General features: G+C 64.2%; 22 protein-coding genes. 17 read left to right on the top strand and 5 right to left on the bottom strand.

Going from position 1 to position 26571, the window contains the following annotated elements; genetic code table 11:
- Nucleotides 1-47: 47 nt before the first annotated feature.
- Together PPGU16_RS37170 and PPGU16_RS37165 are read left to right on the top strand one after the other, a co-directional pair.
- The gene (locus PPGU16_RS37170) at nucleotides 48-467 is read left to right on the top strand and encodes a cupin domain-containing protein (protein WP_180725803.1); all 420 of its coding nucleotides are present in this window, start codon (nucleotides 48-50) and stop codon (nucleotides 465-467) included.
- Nucleotides 468-486: 19 nt separating this feature from the next.
- Nucleotides 487-942 (top strand): DUF3788 domain-containing protein, encoded by a 456-nt coding sequence (locus PPGU16_RS37165; protein ID WP_180725802.1) that lies wholly within the window; start codon nucleotides 487-489, stop codon nucleotides 940-942.
- A 181-nt stretch (nucleotides 943-1123) separates the two neighbouring features.
- On the opposite strand, the gene PPGU16_RS37160 is transcribed toward PPGU16_RS37165, so the two are convergent.
- Nucleotides 1124-2089 carry a LysR family transcriptional regulator gene (locus PPGU16_RS37160; protein WP_180725801.1) on the bottom strand — a complete coding sequence of 322 codons (966 nt, stop codon included), beginning with the start codon at nucleotides 2087-2089 and terminating at the stop codon, nucleotides 1124-1126.
- A 106-nt stretch (nucleotides 2090-2195) separates the two neighbouring features.
- On the opposite strand from PPGU16_RS37160, the gene PPGU16_RS37155 reads away from it, so the two are divergent.
- Both PPGU16_RS37155 and PPGU16_RS37150 read left to right on the top strand, forming a co-directional pair.
- A complete protein-coding gene (locus PPGU16_RS37155; protein WP_180725800.1) occupies nucleotides 2196-2930 on the top strand; it encodes an SDR family NAD(P)-dependent oxidoreductase in 735 nt (244 codons plus the stop codon).
- Between the two features lie 72 nt (nucleotides 2931-3002).
- Nucleotides 3003-3602, top strand: a complete 600-nt coding sequence (locus tag PPGU16_RS37150; RefSeq protein ID WP_180725799.1) for an NADPH-dependent F420 reductase — start codon at nucleotides 3003-3005, stop codon at nucleotides 3600-3602.
- 62 nt (nucleotides 3603-3664) lie between these two features.
- Here the strand turns inward: PPGU16_RS37150 and PPGU16_RS37145 are convergent, their stop codons facing one another.
- Complete coding sequence (locus PPGU16_RS37145) at nucleotides 3665-5170, bottom strand: DASS family sodium-coupled anion symporter (protein ID WP_180725798.1); 1506 nt, start codon at nucleotides 5168-5170, stop codon at nucleotides 3665-3667.
- Between the two features lie 434 nt (nucleotides 5171-5604).
- Between PPGU16_RS37145 and PPGU16_RS37140 the strand changes: the two genes are divergently transcribed.
- Complete coding sequence (locus tag PPGU16_RS37140) at nucleotides 5605-9615, top strand: response regulator (protein WP_243460685.1); 4011 nt, start codon at nucleotides 5605-5607, stop codon at nucleotides 9613-9615.
- Nucleotides 9609-10562 (top strand): diguanylate cyclase domain-containing protein, encoded by a 954-nt coding sequence (locus PPGU16_RS37135; protein WP_180725797.1) that lies wholly within the window; start codon nucleotides 9609-9611, stop codon nucleotides 10560-10562. Before PPGU16_RS37140 ends, PPGU16_RS37135 begins: the two co-directional genes overlap by 7 nt.
- 22 nt (nucleotides 10563-10584) lie before the next feature.
- Here the strand turns inward: PPGU16_RS37135 and PPGU16_RS37130 are convergent, their stop codons facing one another.
- Nucleotides 10585-11466 carry a LysR substrate-binding domain-containing protein gene (locus PPGU16_RS37130; RefSeq protein WP_180725796.1) on the bottom strand — a complete coding sequence of 294 codons (882 nt, stop codon included), beginning with the start codon at nucleotides 11464-11466 and terminating at the stop codon, nucleotides 10585-10587.
- Between the two features lie 162 nt (nucleotides 11467-11628).
- On the opposite strand from PPGU16_RS37130, the gene PPGU16_RS37125 reads away from it, so the two are divergent.
- The 6 genes from PPGU16_RS37125 to PPGU16_RS37100 all read left to right on the top strand — a co-directional run bounded on the left by PPGU16_RS37125 (nucleotide 11629) and on the right by PPGU16_RS37100 (nucleotide 18824).
- Nucleotides 11629-12651 carry an ABC transporter ATP-binding protein gene (locus PPGU16_RS37125; RefSeq protein ID WP_180727205.1) on the top strand — a complete coding sequence of 341 codons (1023 nt, stop codon included), beginning with the start codon at nucleotides 11629-11631 and terminating at the stop codon, nucleotides 12649-12651.
- On the top strand, nucleotides 12648-13745 hold the full coding sequence (locus PPGU16_RS37120; protein WP_180725795.1) for an ABC transporter ATP-binding protein: 1098 nt from the start codon (nucleotides 12648-12650) through the stop codon (nucleotides 13743-13745). The genes PPGU16_RS37125 and PPGU16_RS37120 overlap by 4 nt, the downstream gene beginning before the upstream one ends.
- Before the next feature lie 45 nt (nucleotides 13746-13790).
- The gene (locus PPGU16_RS37115; RefSeq protein ID WP_180725794.1) at nucleotides 13791-15287 is read left to right on the top strand and encodes an ABC transporter substrate-binding protein; all 1497 of its coding nucleotides are present in this window, start codon (nucleotides 13791-13793) and stop codon (nucleotides 15285-15287) included.
- A gap of 5 nt (nucleotides 15288-15292) precedes the next feature.
- A complete protein-coding gene (locus PPGU16_RS37110; RefSeq protein ID WP_180725793.1) occupies nucleotides 15293-16237 on the top strand; it encodes an ABC transporter permease in 945 nt (314 codons plus the stop codon).
- A complete protein-coding gene (locus tag PPGU16_RS37105; RefSeq protein WP_180725792.1) occupies nucleotides 16237-17118 on the top strand; it encodes an ABC transporter permease in 882 nt (293 codons plus the stop codon). The genes PPGU16_RS37110 and PPGU16_RS37105 overlap by 1 nt, the downstream gene beginning before the upstream one ends.
- A 68-nt stretch (nucleotides 17119-17186) precedes the next feature.
- Nucleotides 17187-18824 carry a gamma-glutamyltransferase family protein gene (locus tag PPGU16_RS37100; protein WP_180725791.1) on the top strand — a complete coding sequence of 546 codons (1638 nt, stop codon included), beginning with the start codon at nucleotides 17187-17189 and terminating at the stop codon, nucleotides 18822-18824.
- Nucleotides 18825-18886: 62 nt separating this feature from the next.
- Here PPGU16_RS37100 and PPGU16_RS37095 read toward each other — a convergent pair whose 3' ends face one another.
- Together PPGU16_RS37095 and PPGU16_RS37090 are read right to left on the bottom strand one after the other, a co-directional pair.
- Nucleotides 18887-19807, bottom strand: coding sequence for a response regulator (locus PPGU16_RS37095; RefSeq protein WP_180725790.1), 921 nt, complete (start codon nucleotides 19805-19807; stop codon nucleotides 18887-18889).
- A gap of 215 nt (nucleotides 19808-20022) precedes the next feature.
- Nucleotides 20023-20910, bottom strand: coding sequence for a LysR family transcriptional regulator (locus PPGU16_RS37090; RefSeq protein ID WP_180725789.1), 888 nt, complete (start codon nucleotides 20908-20910; stop codon nucleotides 20023-20025).
- Between the two features lie 100 nt (nucleotides 20911-21010).
- Here PPGU16_RS37090 and PPGU16_RS37085 point away from each other — a divergent pair, with 100 nt between their 5' ends.
- The 5 genes from PPGU16_RS37085 to PPGU16_RS37065 all read left to right on the top strand — a co-directional run bounded on the left by PPGU16_RS37085 (nucleotide 21011) and on the right by PPGU16_RS37065 (nucleotide 26484).
- Nucleotides 21011-22315, top strand: a complete 1305-nt coding sequence (locus tag PPGU16_RS37085; protein ID WP_180725788.1) for a CitMHS family transporter — start codon at nucleotides 21011-21013, stop codon at nucleotides 22313-22315.
- A 24-nt stretch (nucleotides 22316-22339) separates the two neighbouring features.
- Nucleotides 22340-23698 (top strand): acyclic terpene utilization AtuA family protein, encoded by a 1359-nt coding sequence (locus PPGU16_RS37080; RefSeq protein WP_180725787.1) that lies wholly within the window; start codon nucleotides 22340-22342, stop codon nucleotides 23696-23698.
- A gap of 1 nt (nucleotide 23699) precedes the next feature.
- Nucleotides 23700-24011, top strand: coding sequence for an AtuA-related protein (locus PPGU16_RS37075; RefSeq protein ID WP_180725786.1), 312 nt, complete (start codon nucleotides 23700-23702; stop codon nucleotides 24009-24011).
- Between the two features lie 219 nt (nucleotides 24012-24230).
- A complete protein-coding gene (locus tag PPGU16_RS37070) occupies nucleotides 24231-25268 on the top strand; it encodes a VTT domain-containing protein (RefSeq protein ID WP_243460684.1) in 1038 nt (345 codons plus the stop codon).
- A gap of 298 nt (nucleotides 25269-25566) precedes the next feature.
- Nucleotides 25567-26484: a sterol desaturase family protein gene (locus tag PPGU16_RS37065; protein ID WP_180725785.1), complete on the top strand. Its 918-nt coding sequence runs from the start codon at nucleotides 25567-25569 to the stop codon at nucleotides 26482-26484.
- Nucleotides 26485-26571: the final 87 nt, after the last annotated feature.

The raw sequence follows: 26571 nt of genomic DNA, 5'->3' as shown, positions 1-26571 counted from the left end.
AAACACCGAAGTGCAAAAGACTAGCCGATACTCAGAAGGAAAAGTCCATGAAGATCCGAACCATCATCGCTGCCAGCTACGTGACACTCGCCATCGTGACGGCCTGCTCCGCCTCGGCCCACGACGGCGCAGGGGAAACCGTCACCAAGAACTTCGATGGAGTCATTCCCAATGTTCCCGGCAAGTCGCTGATTGCTGTGGAAGTCGACTACGCGCCGGGCGCGGCTTCCCCGCCTCATTCCCACGCGAGGTCGGCCTTCATTTACGCCTACGTGGTCGCGGGTGCGATCGAGTCGAAGGTGAATGACGGTGAGACGCACATCTATCGGGCAGGCGAGAGCTGGTCCGAACCGCCGGGCGCTCTCCATTCGATCAGCCGCAACGCGAGCAAGACCGAGCCGGCAAAGCTGATCGCTGTGTTCGTCCTCGATACCAACGACAAAGCGCTGACCTCGCCGATCAGGTAACTACGAAGAGGAAAGCAACATGAAACAGTCCGCCCTGATCGGCGACAGAATCGCCGACAAATCTTCACAACCCGATGAGCGCACTGTCCGCGACTGGATGGGGCCGGAGGCGTTTGAACATTGGGTCGAACTACGTCACTGGATCGAGGCATCCTACCCCGGCGTTTTCGCGCCAGACTGGCTATATGGTGGCAAGAAACGCGGTTGGTCACTGCGCTACAAGAAAACCAAGGCCTTCTGCACTCTGCTGCCGGCATACAGGTTGTTGTCGGTTCTGGTGGTCTTGGGGCGAGTTGAGCGAGAGAACTTCGAGGCGCGGCGTTATTCCTGGAGTCCACAGTTGGTCAAGCTCTACGACGAAGCCCACGCATACCCTGATGGGAAATGGCTGACTGTCCCGATCTTATCCGCGCATGATCGACATGAGGTGGAAGAGCTGATGAGTATGAAGCGCCCTGCGCCTTCACGCGGTTGATCGTCGCGGAAGTTCTAAAAGCCGCGACACACTCCCCGGCCCCGATCGCACGGACGTTACAGTGAACAGACACTGCCGTGTGTTTGCAGGTGAATCAGGTTGGTCTCTCGCGCCTTTGCCCCGGCAGGACGTCTACTTTGCGGACATCCGCCGAGGAGCGGCAAACCCTGCTGACCGTTGCTCACGCGTGACGAGCCTTCGGGTTTTTTTTGCCTTTGCGTGAGGCGGAGCGCTGGCTGGCATCCTTTGGAAAGTGATGTGGATTGCGAAGGAACTCGATCAGCCGTGTCTCGCATTCGGAAAACGAGTACCCGCGCCGCTGCGAAATCATGAACGTGAGGGGGCGCATGTGCCATGCGCGCCGTTGGAGTTCGACAAGCGTTCCATTCGCGAGGTCTTGCGCAACCAGATGATGCGGCATGTGCCCCCAGCACAAACTTCCCCGGAGCAGATCGTGCTTCGCGCCGAGGTCATTCACCAGCCACTGGCGTTCACTGGCGATGCCTTGTTGTGTCTTATCCGCATCGGGCTGATTGTCGGTTACGACGAGCTGGATGTGCCGGCCGAATTCCTCCCGCGGGATCGGCGCCGCGATCGCGGCCAGCGGATGCGATGGCGCACAGACGGTCACCATTTGCGCTTCACATAAATGCTGCCTTTCTATGGTGCCTGGGCTCAGCTCCGGCACGTCCGTGATCGTCACCGCCAATGCGCACGTGCCTTCGAGCACCAGGCGCTCGCCGCCCTGCATGGTCGTCATGCGCAGATTGATCGCTACCGTTGGAAAGTCGACCTGCAGGGTGCGCAGGCATTCAATCAGGTGCGCACGCGGAAAATAGGTATCCACGGCAATCGAGACCTGTGGTACCCCCGCTTCGGCAATCGCGACCGCGCGCATCTTCATTTCCTCGGTGCGTGAGATCACCCCGCGAGCATCAGGCAGAAGGCTGCGTCCCGCGGCCGTCAGCGTCGCTTTGCGAGCGTTGCGCTCGAACAGCAGCACATCAAAGGCACTCTCGAGCGCGCTGATCGCGTGACTGATCGCCGACTGCGCACGCCGCAGCTCCCGTGCGGCCCCGGAAAAGCTTCCCTGATCACACACGGCGACGAAAGCCCGAAGTTGATTGATGGTGACGTTGTCGAGCATAGGTATCTAAAAAGTAGATGGTATTGATAGATTTTTAGTCAATTGGCTTCATGAATCAATAGCTTCAGAATCGTGTTGTCGCTTTTGTTTTCGAAGGATGCATGACATGAAAAGACTGAATGGAAAGACGGCCGTGATTACCGGCGGCGCGACCGGGATCGGCCGCGCCGCCGCAAAGCGCTTTATCGAGGAAGGCGCCTTCGTCTTCATCTTCGGCCGCCGGCAGGAGGCGCTCGATGCCGCTGTGGCCGACCTCGGTTCCAACGCCCGCGCGGTGAAGGGCTCGGTCTCCGATCCGGCCGATCTCGACCGACTCTACGCGGCGGTGAAGGCCGGGCGCGGCACCCTCGACATCGTCTTCGCCAATGCCGGGGCGGGAAGCCAGCTTGCGCTCGGCAAGATCACCGCCGAGCACATCGACGAAACCTTCGACACCAATGTGAAAGGTACGATCTTCACGGTCCAGAAGGCGCTGCCGCTGATGGGCGAGGGCGGTTCGATCATCCTGACGGGATCGAGCGCCGGCACCACGGGCGCCCCGGCGATGAGCGCCTACAGCGCGAGCAAGGCGGCAGTGCGCAACCTCGCGCGGACCTGGGCGGAGGACCTGAAGGGCACGGGCATCCGGGTCAACGTGCTGTCGCCCGGAGCGACGGCGACCGAACTCGCGAAGGAAGCGCTGGGCGAGGAGGGTCAGAAGGTCTTCGCCTCGATGACCCCGCTCCAGCGCATGGCCGATCCGGCGGAGATCGCAGCGGTGGCCGCCTTTCTCGCGTCGCCGGACAGCAGTTTCATGACCGCCAGCGAGGTCGCCGCCGACGGCGGCCTGGCACAACTCTGACGCGCTACGCCCGACGGGCCACTCCATGCGATATCAGGAGCCCGCAGGGCGTGCCACACCGAAGGAAAACTGATGAGCTACGCAATTATTGGTTTCGGCAAGATCGGCCAGGCGCTTGCCAGGGCGTTTGCCCGAAGCGGCATCGAAGTATCCGTTGCAACTACTCGCGATCCGGAAAGCTTTGCATCCGCTGCCGCTGCGATCGGACCTACGATCATTCCCAGAAAACTGACGGAAGCGGTCAAGGCGGACATCGTCTTTCTGGCTGTCGGTTTCAAGTCGCACCGGGATGTCGCGAAGGCGCTGCCCACCTGGCAGGGGAAGATCATCGTCGATGTGACCAATGCCTACGGCGTGCCCCCTGAGGAACTGGGTGGACAACCGTCTGCCAGAGCCGTCGCGCAGGCTTTCACAGGCGGCAGACTGGTCAAGGGCTTCAATCATTTGCCCGCGGCCGTCCTTGGGCAGGATCCCGCCGTACATGGTGGCAGGAGAGTCGTGTTCCTGGCGAGCGACGATGACGGCGCCGCAGCGGAGACTGGTGCGCTTGCGGAAAACCTCGGTTTCTCGCCGATCAAGCTTGGCGGCCTTTCGGAAGGTGGACTGCTCGTGCAGGCGCGCGGAAATAGCTGGGGTCAACTGATCTTTCAGGACCTGGTCAAGTTCGACTGATCCTGCCTCGTGAACACAGGGCAGTCACAGTTTGACTGGCGAAAGCAGGACAGGCTACGGCTTCACCAGAAGCCGAGCATCTTCCACCAGAGGCTGCCCACCACCGCGAAGATCAGCAACTCCACCACACACATCACAAAGCCGACGCGCCACCAGGTTCCCATCGTGACGTAGCCGCTACCGAAGATGATCGGCGACGTGCCCGTCGCATAGTGGGTCAGCGTCATCATGATCGCCGAGCCGGCCGCCATCATCAGCATGAACGGCGCCACATAGCCGGGTGGCATCAGATGGACCCCGACCGTCAGGAAGGCGAGCATCATCGCACTGATGTGCGCCGTCGTACTGGCAAACAGGTAGTGTGAAAACACGAAGGCCAGTACCAGGATCGTGGCAGTGGCGCCCCAGCCGATGCCGCTGGCAACGATCGCGCTCTTCATGGCTTCCGAGAACCAGGTGATCACGCCTTGCTTGTTCAGTTGCTCGGCCAGCATGATGAGCGCACCAAACCACACCAGCGTGTCCCAGGCGCTCTTCTCCGACAGCACATCGTCCCAGTCAATGGTGCCGGTGATGATCAGCAGGAACAGCCCGACGAAGGCGACCACTGTCGGATCCAGGATGAACGACGGACCGAACACCATCGCCGGCACGTCGGCCCACAGCAGCAGTAACAGCGCGAAGGTCCCCAGCATGACCATTTCCTTCGGTGACATGGGGCCCATCTTCGCCAGTTCGGCGCGGGCATACGCTACCGCATTGGGTGTGGCATGGAGCTGCGGCGGCGCCAGCACGTAGATCACGAGCGGCATGACCAGCATGCATAGCAGGCCGGGCAGCAGCATGCACAGCGCCCAGCTCGTCCAGGTCAGATGCAGGCTCTGACCGGTCGCCTTGGCGATGTAGTCCACCACCAGCGGATTGGGCGCGGTGGCGGTCAGAAACATCGCCGAGGTAATCGGGTTGGCGTGATAGTTGACCATCGCCAGGTAGGTGCCGACCTTGCCCTCGGTTCCCCTGGCGGGATCCGAGTCGAAAGCGTTGGCGATCGACTTCATGATCGGATGGACGATGCCGCCACCGCGCGCGGTATTGCTGGGTGTGAACGGCGCCAGCACCAGTTCACAGACGGCCAGACCATAGCCGATGCCTACCGTGCGCTTGCCGAGCAGTGAGATGAATATCAGGCCGATGCGACTGCCCAGGCCGGTCTTCTTCAGCCCGCGGGAGATCAGAATGGCCACCACGATCAACCAGATCAGCGGACTGTCGAAGGCGGTCAACGCATCGGCGATCGCCCCCTTGGACGAGGTCGAGGTCACCTGTGACAGCGAGAGGACGACGATTGCCATCACCGCCATGACCCCGATCGGCATGACCTTCAAAATAATCGCAACGATTGTTGTTAGAAATATGGCAACGAGGCCCCAAGCCTTGGGCTTCAGCCCCTCCGGCACAGGCAGCAGCAACAGGGCTACCAGCACGGCCGTTGTGATCAGCGCGGGACCCAGCCGGAACGGGACAACGCTGTTGAAGTAGCGGAACGTCGCTTTCAGTCTCGAGAGCATTCTGCGATCCTTCCCGGAATAGTTGGCCGCGTCCGCTGGAACATAGTTCAGGGCGGTGCGTTTGGCAACGTGCAGCTTGCCTCGCCTGCACGTGCGGGAAGACGCAGACCCTGAGCCGTCGTGACGCATCCTCACTGGACCTGTCGGTGATTGTGGGAGCGCATAACGTCGTCCCGGAAGTCGACAGCGTCCAGCTAAAGCAAAAATCAGCTTTGAGTCACCTTTGGGTTCACCAACGCCAGCCGTCTTAAAGAACCTCGGACCATTGTCGTTAACCGGAAAGTCAAGGTAGTCTCGACATCAGGCACCAAGGCACCGTCCTTGCGTACGTAGCCGTCGTTTCGCGTGTTTCTCAGCGCCTGCTACGCCAATACAGGCAAAAATTGCCGGTAGGCCACCTTCAAATGATGCGGTAAGCATGTCGGAGACTTCGTTTGGCCAGTCGTGTTTTCAGTCGGATCTCGCTTCCCATCCGCGTGACGCTGTTTCTCGTCGTCGTCTGCGCGCTGTTGATCGGCAGTGACGTATGGCGCAGCGTCACGTCGCGTCAGGACCAGATGGAGGAAATGTCCGTGGCGGCCGCGAACCTCGCGCGCGCCATGGCGCAGCACGCCGACGACACCATCAAGCAGGCCGACACCACGCTAGTCGGCGTCGTGGAGCGCGTCGAGCATGACGGCGTGAGTCCTGCTGCGCTCGACCGGCTGCATCGGCTGTTCATGCAGAACGTGACGGAACTGCCGCAACTGAACGGCCTCTATCTCTACGACCGCGACGGCAACTGGCTCGCGAACTCGCAGCCCACGCTCGCCAGGACCTTCAACAACGCCGACCGCGAGTATTTCGTCTACCACCGCACGCACACGGACCGCGGTCCGCACGTCGGCATGCCCGTGAAAAGCCGTTCGACGGGGAAATGGATCATCCCCGTATCGCGCCGCATCGACGGACCGGACGGGCAGTTCGCGGGCGTTGCGCTCGCGACCATCGACATCGATTTCTTCTCGCACTTTTACGACAGCCTGGACATCGGCCGATACGGCGCCGTCGCGCTCGTCGCGGACAACGGCATCATGATCGTGCGCCGTCCGTTTGAAGCACGCTTCGTCGGCAAGAACATCACCGACACGATGCTCTTCAAGGTCCATCGGCAATCGGGCGAATCGGGCCGCTTCGTGTCGAAGTCCGCGCAGGACGGCGTGACGCGCCTGAACAGCGTGCGCAATCTGAGCCAGTACCCGCTGTTCGTCGCCGCGGCGCTTGCACAGGACGAGATCCTCGCGCCCTGGTGGTCGGACACGTTGTGGCATGCGGCAGGCACGACCGTGCTCGTGCTGATGCTCGCCGTGTTCGGCTGGCGGCTGGTGCGCAACGCGAACGCTCGCACGCGCATCGAGCGCAAGCTGGCCACGAGTCTCGAAACGACGCGCGCGATTCTCGACACGGCCGTCAATCCCATCCTCACGCTCGACCGCTCGGGCGTGATCCTGACGCTCAACCCGGCGGGCGAGAAGGCCTTCGGTTATGCGGAACGCGAGATCGCCGGCAAGGATGTGCGCGTGCTCGTGTCGGGCACGGTCAACGAACTGTTCACCCGCTACGCGTCGCAGTTCGCCGAGAACGGCAACCAGGACGCACGCGAGATCGCCAGCGAATGCGAGCTGGCGGGCCTGCGCAAGGACGGCAGCGAGTTTCCCATCCATGTGTCGACGGGGACGATGGTGACGGGCCGCGAGCGCCGCTTCGTCTGCGTGATCACCGACATGTCCGAACAGATTCGCGAGCGCGCCGCGTTGTCGGAAGCGCGCGACCAGTTGCTGCTGGCTGCGGACATCGCCGAACTGGGTATCTGGTCATGGGAGTTTGCGAGCGACGCGCTGCGCTGGAACCCGCGCATGTTCGAGATTTTCGGCTACGCGTCGACACCTGCTGACGGTCTGCGCTTCGAGCACTGGCTGTCGCGCGTGTACGAAGAAGACCGCGCCCCCGCAGTCGAAAAACTGGAAGCGGCGTTTGCCGGGAAACTTGCCGCGAAGCACATCGATCTGCCGCTTTACCGGATCGTGCTGCCCGACGGCGAAATCCGCCATATCCAGACGACGTTCACGGTTCAGTACGATGCCGCGGGCAAACCCATCGGCATGACGGGCGTGAATCACGATGTCACCGAGCCGCGCAATATCGAGCTTCGGCTGCGCGACGCCAAGCAGCAGGCCGACGCGGCGAATGCGGCGAAATCGGCGTTCCTCGCCAACATGAGCCACGAAATCCGCACGCCGTTGAACGCGGTGCTCGGCATGCTTGATCTCGTGCAGTCGACGGGACTCAACGAGCGGCAGGGCGGCTATGTCGTCAAGGCCGAAACGGCCGCGAAGTCGTTGCTCGGTTTGCTGAACGATATTCTCGATTACTCGAAGATCGAAGCCGGCAAGCTTCAGCTCGACACGCATACGTTCGAAATCGAGCCGCTGATGCAGGATCTCGGCGTCGTGCTCTCGGGCAATCAGTACGACAAGGAAGTCGAAGTCCTGTTCGACATCAGCCCGGACCTGCCGCCCGTCGTGATCGGCGACAGTTTGCGGCTGCAACAGGTGCTCGTGAATCTCGCGGGCAATGCGCTCAAGTTCACGATCAAAGGCCAGGTCGTCGTCAGTTTCACGCTGCTGTCGCGGCTCGATAACGGCGTGCGCGTGCGCATCGCGGTGACGGACAGCGGCATCGGTATCAGCGAGGCGCAGCTCACGCAGATTTTCGAAGGCTTCAGCCAGGCCGAAGTGTCGACCACGCGCCGTTTCGGCGGCACGGGCCTCGGCCTCGCGATCAGCCGGCGGCTCGTCGAACTGATGGGCGGCAGGCTCGAAGTGGCGAGCGAACTCGGCAAGGGCAGCCGCTTCTGGTTCGACATCAATCTCGGTGTCAGCGACGTGGTGCCCGCGGATCACTTCGATCTGTACCAGCCGCGCGACCGGCGCTTGCGCGTGCTCGTCGCCGACGACAACGGCATTGCGCGCGAAGTGCTGTCGCGCACGGCGCGTGCGCTCGGCTGGGAGGCGGACGTGGTGCCGGGTGGCATTTCGGCCGTCAAGCTGACGAGCGCCGCCGAGCGCGAGAACGAAGGCTACGACGTGATCCTGCTCGACTGGCGCATGCCCGACCTCGACGGCCTGGCGGCGGCGCGGCGCATCGACGAAGCGCGCGCGGGCCGCAGCACGCCCGCTATCGTGATGATCACCGCGTACGGTCAGGAAGTGCTCGCCGCCGCGCAGGAATCCGATGACATGCCGTTCGATGCCTTCGTCACGAAACCCGTCACGCCGAAGCAGCTTGCGCAGACCGTGCAGCGCGTGCTGACGGGCCAGAAGACCACGCACGTGAAACGGAGGCCGGCGCATGCACCGGCGGGCGCGGGACGCCTGGCCGGCCTCACGTTGCTGGTCGTCGAAGATAATCCGTTGAACCGCGAAGTGGCCGAAGGCTTGTTGAGCCGCGAAGGCGCGCAGGTGGCGCTCGCCGAAAGCGGCCTGGAAGGCGTCGAGAAGGTGCTGACGGGCACGCGTGTGTTCGACGCCGTGTTGATGGACATGCAGATGCCGGACGTCGACGGTCTCGAAGCGACGCGGCTGATCCGCTCGCATGAGCGCTTCGCCGCGCTGCCGATCATCGCGATGACGGCCAACGCGACGCGCGCGGACCGCGACGCGTGTCTTGCGGCGGGCATGAACGACCATGTCGGCAAACCGATCGACGTCGCGCAACTGGTCGACGTGTTGCTGACCCACACGCGAGCCGGCGCACCGCCGGCATCGACGGTGAACGCGAGCACCGTCGATGAGCCTGCCGTGAACGAATTGCTCGAACGGAAGGAATCGGTCGTCGGGCGCTTTGGCGGCAGTGAAGATCTGATCCGCAAGGCGCTTGGCGTGTTCGTCAGCGAAATGGAACGGCATCTCGACGATTTGCGCGACGAAGCGGAGCACGGCGGCACCGGGCGCAGCGCGGCGCTGCTGCATGCGATCAAGGGCAGCGCGGGCACGATGGGCGCCAAGGCGCTTGCCGATGTCGCGGCAGCGCTCGAACATCGCGTGATCGAGGCGGACGGAGAAGACTCAGCGGCATGTGTCTCGCACGCCGAAGTGGACAGACTCGAACGGCTGCTGCTCGACAGCGTCGCGCAGTTGCGTGTCGTGTTCGGCAGCAAGCAGGGCGCGCAGGCGGCGAGCGCCGCGCAGCTGCAGACGGACGAATATCGCGAGCGGCTTGGCCGTTTGCTCGAACGGCTGGAGTCGTCCAATCTGGAAGCGCTCGATCTCGCCGAAACGCTCGCGCCGCATGTGCCGTCGGCGTTGCAGCCACGCTTCGACCGGCTGCTCGCCGAGATCGAAGCGCTCGATTTCGTCACGGCCGCCGCAAGCACGCGCGAGATGCTGGATAACCTGACATGCTAGAACACATCCCCGGAGACTGGGCTCACACCTTCACGCGGCGTCCGAAAGTGCTCATTGCTGACGATCAGCCCACGAACGTCCGCGCGCTGCATGCGCTCTTCAAGGACGACTGCGACGTGTTCATGGCGACCAGCGGCGCGCAGACCCTCGAGCTATGCAGCAAGGTGATGCCCGACCTGATCCTGCTCGACGTCGTGATGGACGGCATGGACGGCCACGAAGTATGCCGCCGCCTGAAGGCCGATCCGCTGACGCACACGATTCCCATCATCTTCGTCACCGCGCAGACCGACGAGGCCGACGAAGAGTACGGCCTGTCGCTCGGTGCCGTCGACTTCATCACGAAACCCGTCAAGCCGGCCATCGTGCGTGCGCGGGTGCGCGCGCATCTGTCGCTGAAGATGCAGGGCGACGTGCTGCGCTCGATCGCGCTCGTCGACGGGCTGACGGGCGTCGGCAACCGGCGCAAGTTCGAAGAGGATTTCGACGCGAGCTGGCGGCACTGCCTGCGCGAATCGGCGCCGCTGTCGCTGGTGATGGTCGATGTCGATTACTTCAAGCGCTACAACGACCGTTACGGGCATCAGGCGGGCGACCGCTGTCTGCAAACCGTCGCAAAACGGCTGACGGAAACGCTGCGCCGCCCTTACGACACGGTCGGCCGCTATGGCGGCGAGGAGTTCGCCTGCCTGCTGCCGAACACGCCGCTCGAAGCGGCGGCGCGTCTTGCTATGCGCATGGAAGAGGGCGTGCGCGCGCTCAAGCTCGAACATCTCGATTCGGGGTGCGCGGAGACGGTGACGATCTCGGCGGGCGTCGCGACGCTGATCCCGACTGACGACGCGCAGCCCGCCGAACTCATCGATGCCGCCGACCGCCAGCTCTATGAAGCGAAGCACGCCGGACGCGGCCGTGTCGCTTCGCCGATGCGGATGATGGAAGGTTAGGCCGGCGCGTCGTCGCGGCGCGTCACGTTCTTTCGCGCGGCATCGCTTGCAGCGTATCGACGATCTCGCGCATCAGCGCCTTGCGGTCGTCCGACGCGCGCTGCACCATGCCGACCGTGCGCAGCGTCGGCGGGCTGGCAATGGGGATCACGCGCAACAGCGGGTCGTTCAGCCAGTTGCCGCGTATCAGCAGCGGCAGCACCGCGACGCCGACCTTCTCGCGCACCAGCGCGACGATCGTTTCGATCGAATTGAGTTCGAGATACTCGTTGACCATCAGGCCCGCTTTCTCCAGCGCCTGCTCGACCACCTGGCCGGTGCGCACGCGCCGGTCGAAACGCAGAAAGCCGTGGCTGCGCAAGATGCGCTGCGGGTCATTGTCGGCGACGTCGCGGCTCACGATCAGCATCATCGGTTCGGTGTAGAGCGTGGTCCATTTCAGCGTGTCGGGCAGTGTTTCGTCGGCACGCGCGACCACGGCGGCAACGTCGACTTCGCCGACTTCCACCATGTTCGCCAGTTCGTCGGAGCGTGCCGAGAGCAGGCGCACGTCGAGCCGGGGATGAGCAGCCTTTAGTCGCGCCACCGCCAGCGACAGCGCCCCGATCACCGACACCACCGCGCCGATGGTGACAGGCCCTTCCATCGCATCCGTCGGCTTCCCTTCCAGTTCTGCAAGCAGATCGAGAATCTGCTCGACTTTTGGCCAGATCGACTGGCCGTGCTGCGTCAACGTAATTTGTCTGCCTCTGCGATCGAACAGCTGCCGCCCCAACGCCTCTTCGAGTCCGCGCATCTGCAGGCTGACGGCGGCTTGCGTCAGCGCGACCTTATCGGCGGCGGCCGAGAACGAACCGGTGCGGGCAACGGCCTTGAAAGTCTTCAACATGCGAAGCGTCGGCATGGGCGGTTCCGGATCCGAGTTTCACGGCCGATCGCTCGATCGACTCATGAGAAAAACTTAAGTATGGAAAAGAAAGTTTAATATTTTTTGTACGTAGGCCGCCAGTATGATCGTTCGATGACGATCTGCAAGGACGAGCAATACGATGCGGAGTACCCAGGCATGACCGGTGCTGAACGCCGGCCGGTTCTCGATGTACGCGGCTTCTCGTTGAAGTTTTCGAACGCGCCCGATGTGCCGAATGTCGTCGACAACGTCTCGTTCCCGGTTCATGCGGGCGAGACGCTGTGCATGGTCGGCGAGTCGGGTTGCGGCAAGAGCGTCACGTCGCTGGCGCTGATGGGGCTGCTCGCGAGTCCGCCCGCGCGGCGCGTCGGCGGCACTGCGCATTTCGAGGGCGTGGATCTGTTCGAGTTGTCCGAGCGCGAACTGGCCGACATTCGCGGCAACCGGATGTCGATGATCTTCCAGGAGCCGATGACCTCGCTCAATCCCGCCTACACGATCGGCGAGCAGATTGGCGAGAGCATCCGGCGGCATCGCGGCGTCAGTCGCGCAGAGGCCCGCGAAGAAGCGCTGAAGATGCTGCGCCTCGTCCATATTCCCGCACCTGAAACCCGGCTCGACGCGTTCCCGCATCAACTGTCGGGCGGCATGCGCCAGCGCGTGATGATCGCCATGGCGCTCGCCAACAGCCCGCGTCTGCTGATCGCCGACGAACCGACCACCGCGCTCGACGTGACCATCCAGGCGCAGGTGCTGTCACTCGTGCGCACGCTGCAGAAAGAAACGGGCACGGCGATGCTGCTGATCACGCACGACCTCGGCGTGGTCGCTGAAGTCGCGGATCACGTCGCGGTGATGTACGCGGGCAGGATCGTCGAATACGGCACGGTCGCCGATCTGTTCGACGATCCGCAGCATCCGTACACGATCGGTTTGATGGGCGCGATTCCGTCAGTCGGCAAGCGCGAAGGCTCGCTCGCGACCATTCGCGGCTCGGTGCCGTCGCCCGAACAGATGCCGCGCGGCTGCCGCTTCGCGCCGCGCTGTCCGTTCGCGGAGCAGCGCTGCATCGAAGCCGCGCCGCCCGATAGAACGCTCTCGGGCGAGCATCGCGTCGCATGCTGGCTCGCGCCTGTCGAGCAGCTCGTCAAGCCTGTGCAGCAGAAGGAACTGACATGACGAGCGCGACGCATATCGCGACACCCATCCTCGAAGCGAGCGCGCTGACCAAACGCTTCGGCGGCGAGCGCCAGATGTTCGCGCGCACGCCGACTGTGCACGCCGTCAATGAAGTGTCGTTCGCCGTGCAGACGGGCGAGACGTTTGCGATCGTCGGCGAATCGGGCTGCGGCAAGTCGACGCTCGGCCGTCTGCTGCTGCGCCTGATCGACGCGACGCAAGGTCACGTGCTGTATCAGGGCGAAGACATCACGCACTGGCAGGGCGCAAAGCTGCGCCGCTTGCGCCGCGAGATGCAGATCATTTTTCAGGACCCGTTCGCGTCGCTGAACCCCGGCATGACCGTCGGGCAGATCATCGCCGAGCCGGTGGCGTTTCATGGGCTCGCGCGCAATGCGTCGGAGCGCCGCGATCGGGTGGCGCAACTGCTGACCAAAGTCGGTCTGCAGCCCGCGTATGCGGAGCGCTATCCGCATGAGTTTTCGGGCGGGCAGCGGCAACGTATCGGCATTGCGCGGGCGCTGGCGGGTGAGCCGAAATTGATCGTCGGCGACGAGCCGGTGTCGGCGCTCGATGTGTCCGTGCAGGCGCAGGTCATCAATCTGCTCGAATCGCTGAAAGCGGAACTCGGTCTCACGCTCGTGATGGTCGCGCACGATCTCGCCGTGATCCGCCATATGAGCGACCGCGTCGCGGTGATGTATCTCGGCGAAATCGTCGAACTGGCACAGGTCGACGAACTGTTCGACGCGCCGCTCCACCCCTACACGCAGGCGCTGTTGCGCGCGATTCCCGCCAGCAGTCCGCACGAGCGGCGCACGAAGCCCGCCTTGCAAGGCGATCTGCCGAGCCCGACCGCGCCGCCGCCGGGCTGCCGTTTTCATACGCGCTGTCCGCACGCGAAGCCGCGCTGCTCGCAGGAGCGTCCGATCGCCGAAACACTGCCGGGCGGACGACAAGTTGCCTGTCATTTCTGGCGCGACGTGCAGAACGCGGGCGGCGGCGCGCCGCTCGCCGCGAGCGTCAGCACGAAGCTGAACGAGCGCCTCGCGATCTACCGCGAGAAGCAGGCGGCACTGACGGCGAACCCATAGCACAACCCTCTGATGGCAACCCGAACTGCAACAAGGACATAACGCATGCGAAGAATGTTGATTGCCGCCGCGCTCGCATTGGGCGCTTCCGCCGCGATGGCCCAGAGCACCATCCGCATTGGCTTGCAGGACGATATCGGCTCGCTCGATCCGGCCCGCAGCGTGCAGTTCGTCGACCGCATCGTGTTTGCGTCGCTGTGCAATTCGCTCGTGGATGTATCGCCCGATCTGAAAATCGTGCCGATGCTCGCCACGTCGTGGACGACGAGCCCCGACGGCAAGAGCCTGACTTTCAAGCTGCGCCAGGGCGTGAAGTTCCAGAACGACGAGCCGTTCAACGCGGCGGCCGTGAAAGAGAATCTCGACCGCTACCGCAGTCTGCCGACCAGCAACCGCAAAAGCGAGTTGTCATCCATCGATCACGTCGATGTCGTCGACGACAGCACCGTCAAGATCGTGTTGAAGCAGCCGGACGCCGCGCTGCTCGCCACGTTGTCCGATCGCGCGGGCATGATGCTCGCGCCGAAGACGCTCGCGGACGCCGCCGGCGTCGGATCGCACCCTGTGTGCTCGGGGCCGTACAAGTTCGTGCAGCGCGTGCAGAACGATCGCGTGGTGCTGGAGAAGTTCGCGGGCTATTGGGACGCGGACAAGTACCCGATCCAGCGCGTCGTGTTCCAGCCGATTCCGGACAGCACCGTGCGGCTCGCAAACCTGCGTTCGGGCTCGCTCGATATGCTCGAACGTCTCGCGCCTTCCGATGTCGCGTCGGTGAAGGGCGACGCGAACATTCAGTTCAAGCCGGTGACGGGTCTCGGCTTCTACTACGTGACCTTCAACATCAACAACGGGCCGCGCGGCAACAATCCGCTGAAAGACAAACGCGTGCGCCAGGCGTTCGAACTGTCGATCGATCGCGAGGCCATCGATCAGGTGATCGGCGCCGGCATTTTCTCGCCGGCCAACCAGGGCATTCCGAAGTCGAGCCCGTACTACAACACGTCGCTGCCGACCACGAAGCGCGACGTCGCGAAAGCCAAAGCGTTGCTGAAAGCAGCAGGGCAGGAGCATCCGACCATCGAGTTCGCGTATCCGAACAACACGGTCGCGAGCCAGATCACACAGATGCTGCAGGCGATGCTGAGCGAGTCGGGCATCACGCTGAAGCTGCGTCCGAGCGATTACGCAACGGAACTGAACGCCGGACATAGCGGCGATTTCGAGGCGATGTACACGGGCTGGTCGGGCCGCGTCGATCCGGACGGCAACCTGCATCAGTTCAATACCTGCGCGGGCAACCTGAACTACGCGCATTACTGCAACCAGCAGGTCGACTCGCTGCTCGATAACGCGCGCACGCGGCTCACGCCGGCCGAGCGCAAGACGGACTACGACGCCGCCGGCAAGATCCTCGCCGACGACGACCCGATCGTCTATCTGTACGCGCAACCGTGGCCGTTCGTGCTGTCGAAGAAAGTGCAGGGCTTCACGCCTTCCGCCGACGGTCTCGTGCGCCTGCGCGGCGTGTCGGTGAAGGGCTGAGCGTCATGCTGCGGATCATCGCGAATCGCATGCTGGTGGCCGTGCCGACGCTGATCCTGGTGTCGATGCTGATTTTCGGCCTGCAGAAGCTGCTGCCGGGCGACCCGGTGCTGGCGATGGCGGGCGAAGATCAGGACGCGCAGGTCATCGCGACGCTGCGCGTCAAGTATCACCTCGACCAGCCCGTGCCGACGCAGTACGCGCTGTGGGTGCGCGACGTCGCGCGCGGCGATCTCGGTTCGTCGCTGCGCACGGACGTGCCCGTGCGCTCGCTGATCGCGCAGAAGCTGCCCGTCACGCTCCAGCTCGCGGTCATGGCGATGATCCTCGCAATCGGCATCGGCATTCCGGCCGGCGTGATTTCGGCGGCGAGCCGCGGCGGGCCGCTCGATTACGCGGCGAACATCTTCGCGCTCTCGGGCATGTCGATACCGAACTTCTGGCTCGGCATCATGCTGATCTTCATTGTCTCGGTGCGCTGGCATCTGCTGCCGTCGTCGGGCTATGTGTCGCCGGGCGAGGACTTCTGGCTCAGCATCAAGACCATGCTGATGCCCGCATTCGTGCTGGGCGCCGCGCTCGGCGCGCAACTGATGCGCCACACGCGCAGCGCGATGCTCGGCGTGCTGCGCACCGACTACATCCGTACTGCGCGCGCGAAAGGTCTGTTGCGCGGCGCCGTGGTCGTCAAGCATGCGTTCCGCAATGCGCTGATCCCCATTGTCACCGTGCTCGCATTGCTGTTCGGCGAACTGCTCGCGGGCGCCGTGCTGACCGAACAGGTGTTCACAATTCCCGGTTTCGGCAAGCTGGTCGTCGATGCCGTGTTCAATCGCGATTACCCCGTCGTGCAAGGCGTCGTGCTCGTCACGGCGCTGGCGTTCATCGTCGTGAATCTGTGCGCCGACGTGCTGTATATCCTGCTCAATCCCCGACTGAGGCGCAGTTGATGGCTACTTCAATCGATGCACGTTCCGCCGCAGCGGCGACGCTGCCGCGCCGCAAGCGCCGCGGCCTCGTGCGCTTCATGCGCAACAAGGCGGCCGTGTTCGGCGCGCTGCTGGTCGCGCTGATCGTCGTGATGGCCCTGTTCGCGCCGTGGCTCACGCAGTACGACCCGGTGCAGGCGAGCTTCATGACCGTGCGCCAGGCGCCGTCGGCGGCACACTGGTTCGGCACCGACGAACTCGGCCGCGACGTGCTGAGCCGTCTGCTGTACGGCGCGCGCGCGTCGCTGCTGGCGGGCGTCGTATCGGTCGGCATTGCCGTGGTGCTGGGCGTGCCGCTCGGGCTGCTCGCGGGCTACTTCGGCAAGCTCGTCGACGGCGTGATCTCGCGTATCGCCGACGCGCTGCTGTCCATTCCGTTCCTGATTCTCGCGATTGCGTTGAGTGCGTTTCTGGGCCCGAGCCTGACGAACGCTATGGCCGCGATCGGCATTTCGGCGATGCCGCGCTTCATCCGCCTCACACGCGGGCAGGCGATCAGCGTGAAGGCCGAAGAGTACGTGGAAGGCGCGCGCGCGATCGGCCTCGATCACGGGCGCATCATTCTGCGCTACATTCTGCCGAACGTGCTGCCGCCCATCATCGTGCAGGCGAGTCTCACGGTGGCGAGCGCGATCATCGCCGAAGCGAGCCTGTCGTTTCTCGGGCTCGGACAATTGCCGCCCTCGCCGTCGTGGGGATCGATGCTCAACACCGCGAAGGATTTCGTGAGCCAGGCGCCGTGGATGTCGATTTTCCCCGGCATCGCGATCTTCCTCGCCGTGCTCGGCTTCAACCTGCTCGGCGACGGTCTGCGTGACGCGCTCGATCCGCGCGAGTCCTGATTTATTTACACAGCGCCGTTGCTCAAGACGGCGCTGTGGCTGAACTGGCAAAACCTGAGAGTGACAACATGACAAGCTTCAACTGGCAGAACCCGTATCCCACGCTGCGCATGCCCGTCTTTGCGCGCAACATCGTGTCGACTTCGCAGCCGCTCGCCGCACAGGCGGGCTTGCGCATGCTGTGGAAAGGCGGCAATGCCGTCGATGCCGCAATCGCGGCGGCTGCGGCGATCACCGTGGTCGAGCCGGTGTCGAACGGTCTGGGCAGCGATGCATTCGCGCTCGTGTGGGACGGCAAGAAGCTGCACGGCCTGAACGCCTCGGGCGTCGCGCCCGCCGCATGGAACGTCGATTACTTCAAACGCAAATACGGCGAAAACAATGGCGTCGCCACGCAGCCCGTGCGCGGCTGGGATACGGTGACGGTGCCGGGCGCAATCGCTGGCTGGGAAGCGCTGCATAAGAAGTTCGGCTCGCTGCCGTTCGCGGACCTGATGGAGCCCGCCATCGAGATCGCCGAGCGTGGCCACGCGGTGGCGAGCGTCGTCGCGCGCAAGTGGGCGGCCGCCGTGCCCGAACTGAAGAACCAGCCGGGGTTCGCCGACGCCTTCATGCCGCATGGCCGCGCGCCCGAAGTCAGCGAACTGATCCGCATGCCGGGCCACGCGAAGACCCTGCGCCTGCTCGCGGAAAAAGGCCCGCGCGCTTACTACGAAGGCGAAATCGCGGAGCGCATCGCGGCCTTTGCGCGTGAAGCCGGTGGCGCGATGACGTTCGACGATCTGCGCAACTATCAGCCCGACTGGGTCGAGCCGATCGGCAAGGACTATCGCGGCTACACCGTGCACGAAATTCCGCCGAACGGGCAGGGCATCGCCGCGCTGATCGCGCTCGGCATCCTTGAACAGTTCGACGTGGCTTCGATGAAGCTCGACGGCATCGAATCGCAGCATCTGCAGATCGAAGCAATGAAGCTCGCCTTCGCCGACGTCTACCGCTACGTCGCCGATCCGCGTTCGATGGAAGTGACGCCCGAGCAGATGCTCGACGACGCCTACCTGAAATCGCGCGCGAAGCTGATCGACCCGAACCGCGCGACGCAGTTCGACTTCGGCATGCCGAAGACGGGCGGCACGATCTACATGTCGGCGGCGGACGAGCGCGGCATGATGGTCAGCTTCATCCAGTCGAACTACATGGGGTTCGGCTCGGGCTGCGTCGTGCCCGGCATGGGCATTTCGCTGCAGAACCGCGGCTGCGGTTTTTCGATGGACCCGAAGTCGCCGAACGTCGTGGAAGGCGGCAAGCGGCCATTCCACACGATCATCCCGGCGTTCCTCACGCAGCAGGTGAATGGCCAGCAGGAAGCCGTGATGAGCTTCGGCGTGATGGGCGGCGACATGCAGCCGCAAGGCCATTTGCAGACCGTCGTGCGGATGCTCGACTACGGCCAGCAGCCGCAGGCCGCTTGCGACGCGCCGCGCTGGAAGGTCAACCGCGACTTCTCCGTCGACATCGAAGCGACGCTCGATCCGCGCGTCGCGAGCGAACTCAAGGACCTCGGCCACACGATCAAGTCGATCGACGATCCGTATATGGATTTTGGCTCCGGCCAGTTCATCTGGAAGCTCGACCGCAACGACCCCGATCGTGGCTATGTCGCGGCGAGCGACAGCCGGCGCGACGGTCTCGCAGCGGGGTTCTGAGCGGGCGCTCGCGGCGTACTGCGAAGAACCAATAAGGGGGCGAAAGCGCTTTCGCCCCCTGATCAATCGGGAACTGTCCCCTCGCCGTCCTTGCGTTCGACACGCCGCGCGGCTTTCTCCACGGCGAGCCAGTACTCGCGCATCGCGCCGATCCGTTTCTGGTCCGCGTGCACCGACGCAATCGCCTGCTTCACGCGCGCCTTGAGCACGGTGGGTTGCGCGCGATTCAGCACGCTGTCGGCGAGACCGTTCAGCAGTGCGCCTTCATAGTCGGCGTTGTCGCTGGCCGCGCCGTCCGTCATCAACAGCACGGGCACGCCTTCGAGCCGCGACTCTTTCTTCAATGCCGCGCATAGCTGCAAGCCGCTCGTGTCCGACAACGCGGCGTCCACGAGAATCACGGTCGGCAGGCTGTGCAGCGCGCGTTCGAGTGCTTGCGCGCCCGTCGTCGCGGACGTGCAGCGGCCCAGATCGTGCAGCAGGTCCTGCAGGCGGCTCGAGCGGGCGGGATCGCTGTCGACGACCAGAACGTTGTCCGGCAACGCGCCGAGCATGGGCGGCAGGAACAGGCCGGCGCGAAAGCTCTCCGACTGGTTCAGGATCTTCAGCCGCCTGCGCAGCTGCGTCTCGACGCGTGCGCGCAATTGGGTGGCGTTCAGCGGCTTCGTCACGTAATCGGCTGCGCCTAGCCGGAACGCATCGATTTCGAGCGCGGGCGCGTCGTGGCTGGTGACGAAGATCACCGGGATTTTCGCGAGTTCGCTGTCGGCCTTCAGGATTTCGCAGAAGTCGAAGCCCGTCATGCCGGGCATGCTGGCGTCGAGCAGAATCAGGTCCGGTGTGGACTGGCGCGCGAGGAGCAGACCCATTTCACCCGACAGCGCAAAGCGCCGTTCTCCGTAACTGGAAAGCATATCGCTCATGATGCGCACCGTCGCGACGTCGTCGTCGACGATCAGGAGCTTGAACTTGTACGCTGACATGTGATGCGTAACGCCTCGGAATGAATGCCGAACGCAGCGTTCGACGACGCCGCTTGCGATGCAGGGTATGACCGCTGGCCGACCTCAAGAGTAGGCGGAGATGCATGCAACGGGCAATAGCGATTTCCCGATATTGATCGCGAATACTCGTGCGTCCCATCCACTCAGCGTGTCATGTGACGCGCGCATGTCAAGTGTTCGGGTTTTTCCGGCGATCACTTCATGCGTTTAGCAATCAGTGTCACGAACGCTTCTGCGACGCGCGGCAAGGTGCGGCCGCGTTTCCTGATCAGCGCGATGGGCCGCACGAACGAAGGATCGTCGATGGGCTTCGCGATCAGATCCCGTTCGGCCAGCACCTCGCGGGCCGTTGCCGGCAGGATCGTCACGCCGAGCCCGCCGCGCACCATCGCGACGGCCGTCATCATGTAGGTCGGCTCGCAGGCGATCTCGGGCGCGCAGCCGGCCTGTTCGAGCGCGGCATCGACGACGCTGCGAACGCTCGTGCCTTGCGCCGTCAGCACGAGCGGCGACGCGGCGACATCGCTGACCGATACGCGACGCTTGCGGGCCAGCGCATGGTCTTTCGGGCACACCACCACGAGCCGGTCGGCGCCCTCGACCAGCACTTCGAGCGCCGCGTCGAAGGTGTCGCCGCCCGTCAGCCCGATATCGGCCTCTTCATTGCGCACGAGCGCATTCACCGTGCTCGCGACGACGTCGCGAATCTGGAACTGCGCCTGCGGCACGCGCTTTCTGAACGCCTGGATCAGATCGGGCAGCGCGCTCGCCGCGAACGTCGGCAGACACGCGAGGCGCACGGTGCCGCTCGATCCGTCGCCGAGCGCGCGGGCGTCGCGCAGCACGCGCTCCATGTCGTCGAGCGAGCGCTGCAGCAGCGGCAGCAGTTCGCGGCCCGTTTGCGTGAGCGCGACGGTGCGGCTATTGCGGTCGAACAGCCGCGCGCCGACGGTCTCTTCGAGCCGCCGTATCTGCACGGTGAGCGCCGGCTGCGATAGATGCAGGCGGGCGGCGGCGCGCGTGAAATTGCCCGCGTTGGCGACCGTGACGAAGGCGCGGATGTCGCGAAGATTCAGATCCATAACGGTTTTTGATTGCTGCGATCAAATCATTTCAATTGTGTTATTGCTGCGCTGAACTTACGCTCGAAGCCATTAAAAGACAAGATCTGGAGACACGCACATGCTGCCTTCACTGGGGCTCATCACCATCGCCGTACTGCTCGGCGCCATTCTTTCGAAGCGCATGTCGCCGCTCGTCGCGCTGATCATCGTGCCGATTGCGGCGTCGCTGATCGGCGGGTTCGGGCTGCAGACCAGCAAGTTCGTCGTCGACGGGTTGAAGAGCCTGGCGCCCGTGGTCGGCATGTTCGTGTTCGCGATCCTGTACTTCGGCACGATCACCGACGCGGGCACGCTCGATCCCATCATCGACCGGATTCTGCGGGCGGTCGGCACGCGGCCGACGCGCATCGTGATGGGCACGACGCTGCTGGCGCTGCTGATCCATCTGGACGGCTCGGGCGCCGTCTGTTTTCTCGTCACGATTCCGGCGATGCTGCCGCTCTACGAGCGTCTGCAAATGGACAAGCGCGTGCTGGCGGCGGCCGTGTCGCTGGCGGCGGGCATCAACTTCCTGCCGTGGACGGGGCCGATGATCCGCGCGTCCGCGTCGCTGCATCTGCCCGTCTCGGCGCTCTTCAATCCGTTGATCCCCGTGCAGGCGATCGGTCTCGTGTTCGTGTTCGGCACGGCGTACTGGCTGGGGCGTCGCGAAGAAAAGCGGCTCGGCGTGTCGGGCGCGGCGGGCGGGATTCCGATGCCGCAACGCGAGCTGACGCCCGAGGAGCAGGCGCTGCGCCGTCCGCAGAACTTCTGGTTCAACATCGTGCTGACGGTGATCGTGCTCGGCACGATGGTCGTGATGGGCGAGAAGATCCCGCCCGCGATCATGTTCATGGTCGGCCTGTGCATCGCGCTGATGGTGAACTATCCGAACGTCGACATGCAGCGCAAGCGCATCGATGCCCACGCACGCGCCGCGCTGATGATGGCGGGCATTCTGCTCGCGGCCGGCGTGTTCACGGGGATCATGCAGGGCAGCGGCATGCTGAAAGCGATGGCGCAGGCCGCTGTCGGCTTCGTGCCGCCTGGCATGGCGGGTCACATTCCCGTCGTGCTCGGCCTGCTTTCGATGCCGCTCAGCATGCTGTTCGACCCCGATTCGTTCTATTTCGGCGTGCTGCCTGTGATCGCCGAAGTGGCGGGGCAACTCGGCGTGCCCTCCGTGCAGGTCGGCCAGGCGGCGCTGCTCGGTCAGATGACGACGGGCTTTCCCGTCAGCCCGTTGACGCCCGCGACGTTTCTCGTGGTCGGCCTGTGCGGGATCGAACTCGCCGAGCATCAGAAGTTCACGTTTCCGCTGCTGTTCGGCGCGTCGATCGTGATGACGCTTGCGTGCGTCGTGCTGGGTATTTTTTCGTTGTGAGTTTTAGCAGAGGGTGGTGCGGCAATGACAGCAAATCAGCGCGAACGACGCGTCAGGCTCGGAGCCGGCGCAGGTTACTCGGGCGACCGTATCGAGCCCGCCGTCGAACTGGCGGAGCACGGACAGCTCGACTTTCTCGTGTTCGAGTGCCTGGCTGAGCGGACCATCGCGATCGCGCAGCAGGCGAAACGCAAAGATTGGCAACTCGGCTACGATCCGCTGCTCGAAGCACGCATGCGCGCCGTGCTGCCCGTTGCCGCGCGCAACGGTGTGCGGATCATTTCGAACATGGGCGCGGCCAATCCGCACGCGGCCGCGCGCAAGACGGCGCAGATCGCGCAGTCGCTCGGTCTGGGCGGCCTGAAGGTCGCAGCGGTGAGCGGCGACGACGTGCTCGACGTCGTGCTGCAAGGCCAGTTCCGTTTCGAGGAGTCGGGCGATGACGTCGCGGCGTATCGCGAGCGCATCGTGTCGGCGAATGCCTACCTGGGCGCAGCGCCCATCGTCGCCGCGCTCGATGCGGGCGCCGATATCGTGCTGACCGGGCGCGTCGCCGATCCGTCCTTGTTCACGGCGCCGCTGATCCACGCGTTCGGCTGGCGCATGGACGACTGGGCGACGCTCGGGCAGGCGACGGTCGTCGGGCATCTGCTCGAATGCGCGGGGCAGATCACGGGCGGCTATTTCGCCGATCCCGGCTACAAGGACGTGCCGAAGCTCGCGCGGCTCGGTTTCCCTATCGGCGAAGTCACGGCGGACGGGGCCGTCACGATCACGAAAGTGCCGCATGCGGGCGGCCGTGTCAGCGCGGCGACCTGCAAGGAACAACTGATCTACGAGATTCACGACCCGGCCCGCTATCTGCAACCGGATGTGGTCGCCGATTTCACCGGGGTCGACGTCGCGGAAGAAGCGGTGGACCGGGTGCGCGTGACGGGCGGCAAGGGCACGGTGCGCACGGATACGTTGAAGGTGTCGGTGGCGTATGCGGATGGCTACATCGGCGAAGGGCAGATTTCGTACGGCGGGCCGGGTGCCGTCGCGCGCGCGCGGCTCGCGCTCGACATCGTGCGCGAGCGACTGGCTCTGACGGGCGTCGCCGCGAGCGAACTGCGCTTCGATCTGATCGGCGTCGATTCGCTGTACGGCGAGACGGCCGCGGACGAGCGCGGCGAGCCGTACGAAGTGCGCGTGCGCGTCGCCGGACGCACGGCCACGGCGGAAGAAGCGCTGCGCATCGGCAATGAAGTCGAAACGCTCTATACGAACGGACCGGCGGGCGGCGGCGGTGTCACGAAATCGACACGCGAGGTGCTCGCCGTGCAATCCGTGCTGTTGCCGCGCGCCGACGTGAAACCGTCATTCGCTTTCGTGGAGGCTTGACATGCAACTACGCGAACTCGCGCATTCGCGCACGGGCGACAAGGGTAATACGCTGAACGTGTCGGTGATCTGTCACGACCCGCGTCATTACGAGCATTTGCGCACCCATCTGAGCGCGGCGCACGTGAAGGCCTGGCTCGCGGATTTCGTGCATGGCGAGGTGACGCGCCATGAGTTGCCGCGGCTCGCGGCGTTCAATTTCGTGCTGCGCGATGCGCTCGGCGGCGGCGTCACGCGCTCGCTTGCAATCGATGCGCACGGCAAGTCGGTCAGCTCGGTGCTGCTCGGCATGACGGTGCCCGATCCGGACTGACACGGAAGCGGCAAGCGGTTTCACGGAAATGACCGTGAAATCCGTTACTTTTTGCATGGAAGGACAGGCGGCGCGTTGTACGGCAGGAACACGTCATTGCGCAATCCCGTCTAGAATCGCCGGGCGTCGCTTGCTGGCCGGGTTTGTTTCCGGCTTCGGCATCGGCGGCGCGCAATACCGTTTCGACGGGCGCCGTTCAGCGAGAACGCTGCCCGCTCCATGCCTGAAAGGACCGCTGTCGTGTGGCATTTCCCCACCGCTATCCCCGCTTCGCTCGGCCCGTGGGCCGTGTTTCTCAGCGTGCTCGTCACGCAACTCGGCGTGCCCGTGCCGGCCGCGCCGATGCTGATGCTCGCCGGGACGATGGCGGCGATGGGGCAGGTGTCGTACGCGGGGGTATTCTTCGCGGCCGTCGGCGCGACGCTGCTCGCCGATTCGCTATGGTTCTTCGTCGGACGCGTGCGCGGCCGGCGGCTGCTGAACGGACTCGTGCGCTTTTCGCTGTCGCTCGATACGACGCTGCGGACGGCGCGCGGCGTCTTCGAGCGGCATGGCGCGCCGATTCTCACGCTCGCCAAGTTTCTGCCTGGCCTCGGCCTGATTTCCGCGCCGCTGCTCGGCACGACGGCCATCGCGCCCAGCGTGTTTCTGCTGTGGGACGCTATCGGCGCATCGCTGTGGACGGGCGTGTATCTGATCGGCGGCGCGGCGCTGCATGACCAGATCGTGCAGGCGATGCTGCTGGTCCGGAACAACGGCGGCACGATCTTCGACGCGTTCGCGGCCATCTGCGTGACGGTGCTCCTGTATCGCTGGGTGCGGCGCGTGCAGTTCCGGCGCCTGCTCGCGAAGACGCGTATCAGCCCCGACCAGCTCGACACGATGATGCGCTCGGACGCGCCGCCGCTGATCTTCGATGCACGACCGCGCAGCGTGCGCGAACAGGAGGCGTACCGCATCGCGGGCGCCTATCCGCTCGATCTCGACTCGCCGGACAAGCTCGACGCCGTGCTGCTCGCGCATCCTATCGTCGTGTATTGCGTCTGTCCGAGCGAGGCGACGGCGCGGCGCATCATCGCGCAGTTGCATCGCAAGGGCATCCGGCATGCCCACGCGCTGAAGGGCGGGCTGGACGCGTGGGAAAAGCGCGGCTATCCCGTCGAGCCGCTGCCGTCCGATTTCTACACGTCGCTGGAACGGCTCGCGGTCGACGTGCCGGAAGGCGAATACACGGTACGCGCGACGATGGCGAGCTGAGGCTTCGGCGAATCGTTGTCATTGCAGCGATTCGTCCGTAAGCCGCACGACCGTTCGCAAGACCTTCTACAGACGGCAACGCTGCAATTTTTCCCCTTCGACGGGCGTTTCCGCGCCTCGCAAAAACGCCTGAAAGCCCCGTCCCACAAGGCGCCGGGCGCCGTGACATAGGCTGAAATAACTTCCGCATAGCCTGTAACGACGGCTATCACTACAGTGCGCTTATCGGATGCGATGCACTGACTGATCCAACACCACCGCAGACGATACCTCCCGCCACAACCGTTATGGCATCGTCATGGAACACTTCGGAAAACTTCCTCTTTACGCTTCGGCCGTCATCGTATTCGTGTCGCTGATCGAAGCAGTCGTGCTCAGCAGAAAAAAACGCAGCACCGCGACGCCGTTCGCGTGGTACGAAGTCTGGATTTCGCTGTTCGACCTGGTCGGGCGCAAGCTGCTCGCGCTGTTGCCGCTCTCCCTCGCGACACCCGTCTTCGCCCTCGCATGGGACCACCGGCTCTTCACTGTGTCGATCAATAGCGCGCTGATGGTGTTCGCGCTCTTCATCGGACAGGAGTTCTGCTACTACTGGTATCACCGCGCGTCGCACCGGATGCGCTTCTTCTGGGCCACGCATGCCGTGCATCACTCGCCGAACCAGTTGACGCTGTCCACTGCCTACCGCCTCGGCGTGACGGGCAAGCTGACGGGCTCGGCGATGTTCTTCACGCCGCTCGTGTTCCTCGGCGTGCGTCCTGAAGTCGTGCTGCTGACGCTCTATATGAACCTGCTGTACCAGTTCTGGCTGCATACGACGTGGGTGCCGAAGCTCGGCTGGCTCGAATACGTGTTCAATACGCCGTCCGCGCACCGTGTGCATCACGCTTCGAACGTCGAGTATCTCGATGCGAACTACGGCGGCGTGCTGATCATCTTCGACCGTCTGTTCGGCACCTATGTCGAAGAACGCGCCGAGGAACCCTGCCGCTACGGTCTTGTCACGCCGACCACGTCGCGCAATCCGTTCGTCGTCGAGTTCGAGCACTGGGCCACGCTGATTCGGGATGTCGTCACGGCGAAGAGCGTGTGGATCGCGATCAATCATGTGATCCAGCCGCCGGGCTGGTTGCCCGATGGCGGCGGCGAAACGACGGAAGAGCTGCGCCGCAAGAGCAAGCCGGTGCGTAGCGAGGTCGAGACCGTCAACGGTTGAGGCCACAGCAAGAAGCAGAAGCGGGGCGCGCAGTGATCTGCGCGCCCCGTCTGCTTTTGCATTCCGGATCAGGCGCTGCGCTTGCTC

The sequence above is a fragment of the Paraburkholderia largidicola genome (genome assembly GCF_013426895.1).
GTDB lineage: Bacteria > Pseudomonadota > Gammaproteobacteria > Burkholderiales > Burkholderiaceae > Paraburkholderia > Paraburkholderia largidicola.
Note: the sequence above shows the minus strand (reverse complement) of the source record. Positions and strands in the feature narration are given on the sequence as shown.

Bases quoted from the DNA above. Each gene is read 5' to 3' on its own strand.
- PPGU16_RS37160 (WP_180725801.1), bottom strand. From the start codon at position 2,089: ATGCTCGACAACGTCACCATCAATCAACTTCGGGCTTTCGTCGCCGTG.
- PPGU16_RS37085 (WP_180725788.1), top strand. From the start codon at position 21,011: ATGCTGCCTTCACTGGGGCTCATCACCATCGCCGTACTGCTCGGCGCC.
- PPGU16_RS37165 (WP_180725802.1), top strand. From the start codon at position 487: ATGAAACAGTCCGCCCTGATCGGCGACAGAATCGCCGACAAATCTTCA.
- PPGU16_RS37100 (WP_180725791.1), top strand. From the start codon at position 17,187: ATGACAAGCTTCAACTGGCAGAACCCGTATCCCACGCTGCGCATGCCC.
- PPGU16_RS37150 (WP_180725799.1), top strand. From the start codon at position 3,003: ATGAGCTACGCAATTATTGGTTTCGGCAAGATCGGCCAGGCGCTTGCC.
- PPGU16_RS37110 (WP_180725793.1), top strand. From the start codon at position 15,293: ATGCTGCGGATCATCGCGAATCGCATGCTGGTGGCCGTGCCGACGCTG.
- PPGU16_RS37135 (WP_180725797.1), top strand. From the start codon at position 9,609: ATGCTAGAACACATCCCCGGAGACTGGGCTCACACCTTCACGCGGCGT.
- PPGU16_RS37075 (WP_180725786.1), top strand. From the start codon at position 23,700: ATGCAACTACGCGAACTCGCGCATTCGCGCACGGGCGACAAGGGTAAT.
- PPGU16_RS37170 (WP_180725803.1), top strand. From the start codon at position 48: ATGAAGATCCGAACCATCATCGCTGCCAGCTACGTGACACTCGCCATC.
- PPGU16_RS37145 (WP_180725798.1), bottom strand. From the start codon at position 5,170: ATGCTCTCGAGACTGAAAGCGACGTTCCGCTACTTCAACAGCGTTGTC.
- PPGU16_RS37105 (WP_180725792.1), top strand. From the start codon at position 16,237: ATGGCTACTTCAATCGATGCACGTTCCGCCGCAGCGGCGACGCTGCCG.
- PPGU16_RS37125 (WP_180727205.1), top strand. From the start codon at position 11,629: ATGACCGGTGCTGAACGCCGGCCGGTTCTCGATGTACGCGGCTTCTCG.
- PPGU16_RS37065 (WP_180725785.1), top strand. From the start codon at position 25,567: ATGGAACACTTCGGAAAACTTCCTCTTTACGCTTCGGCCGTCATCGTA.
- PPGU16_RS37115 (WP_180725794.1), top strand. From the start codon at position 13,791: ATGCGAAGAATGTTGATTGCCGCCGCGCTCGCATTGGGCGCTTCCGCC.
- PPGU16_RS37080 (WP_180725787.1), top strand. From the start codon at position 22,340: ATGACAGCAAATCAGCGCGAACGACGCGTCAGGCTCGGAGCCGGCGCA.
- PPGU16_RS37090 (WP_180725789.1), bottom strand. From the start codon at position 20,910: ATGGATCTGAATCTTCGCGACATCCGCGCCTTCGTCACGGTCGCCAAC.
- PPGU16_RS37130 (WP_180725796.1), bottom strand. From the start codon at position 11,466: ATGCCGACGCTTCGCATGTTGAAGACTTTCAAGGCCGTTGCCCGCACC.
- PPGU16_RS37070 (WP_243460684.1), top strand. From the start codon at position 24,231: ATGCCTGAAAGGACCGCTGTCGTGTGGCATTTCCCCACCGCTATCCCC.
- PPGU16_RS37120 (WP_180725795.1), top strand. From the start codon at position 12,648: ATGACGAGCGCGACGCATATCGCGACACCCATCCTCGAAGCGAGCGCG.
- PPGU16_RS37155 (WP_180725800.1), top strand. From the start codon at position 2,196: ATGAAAAGACTGAATGGAAAGACGGCCGTGATTACCGGCGGCGCGACC.
- PPGU16_RS37095 (WP_180725790.1), bottom strand. From the start codon at position 19,807: ATGTCAGCGTACAAGTTCAAGCTCCTGATCGTCGACGACGACGTCGCG.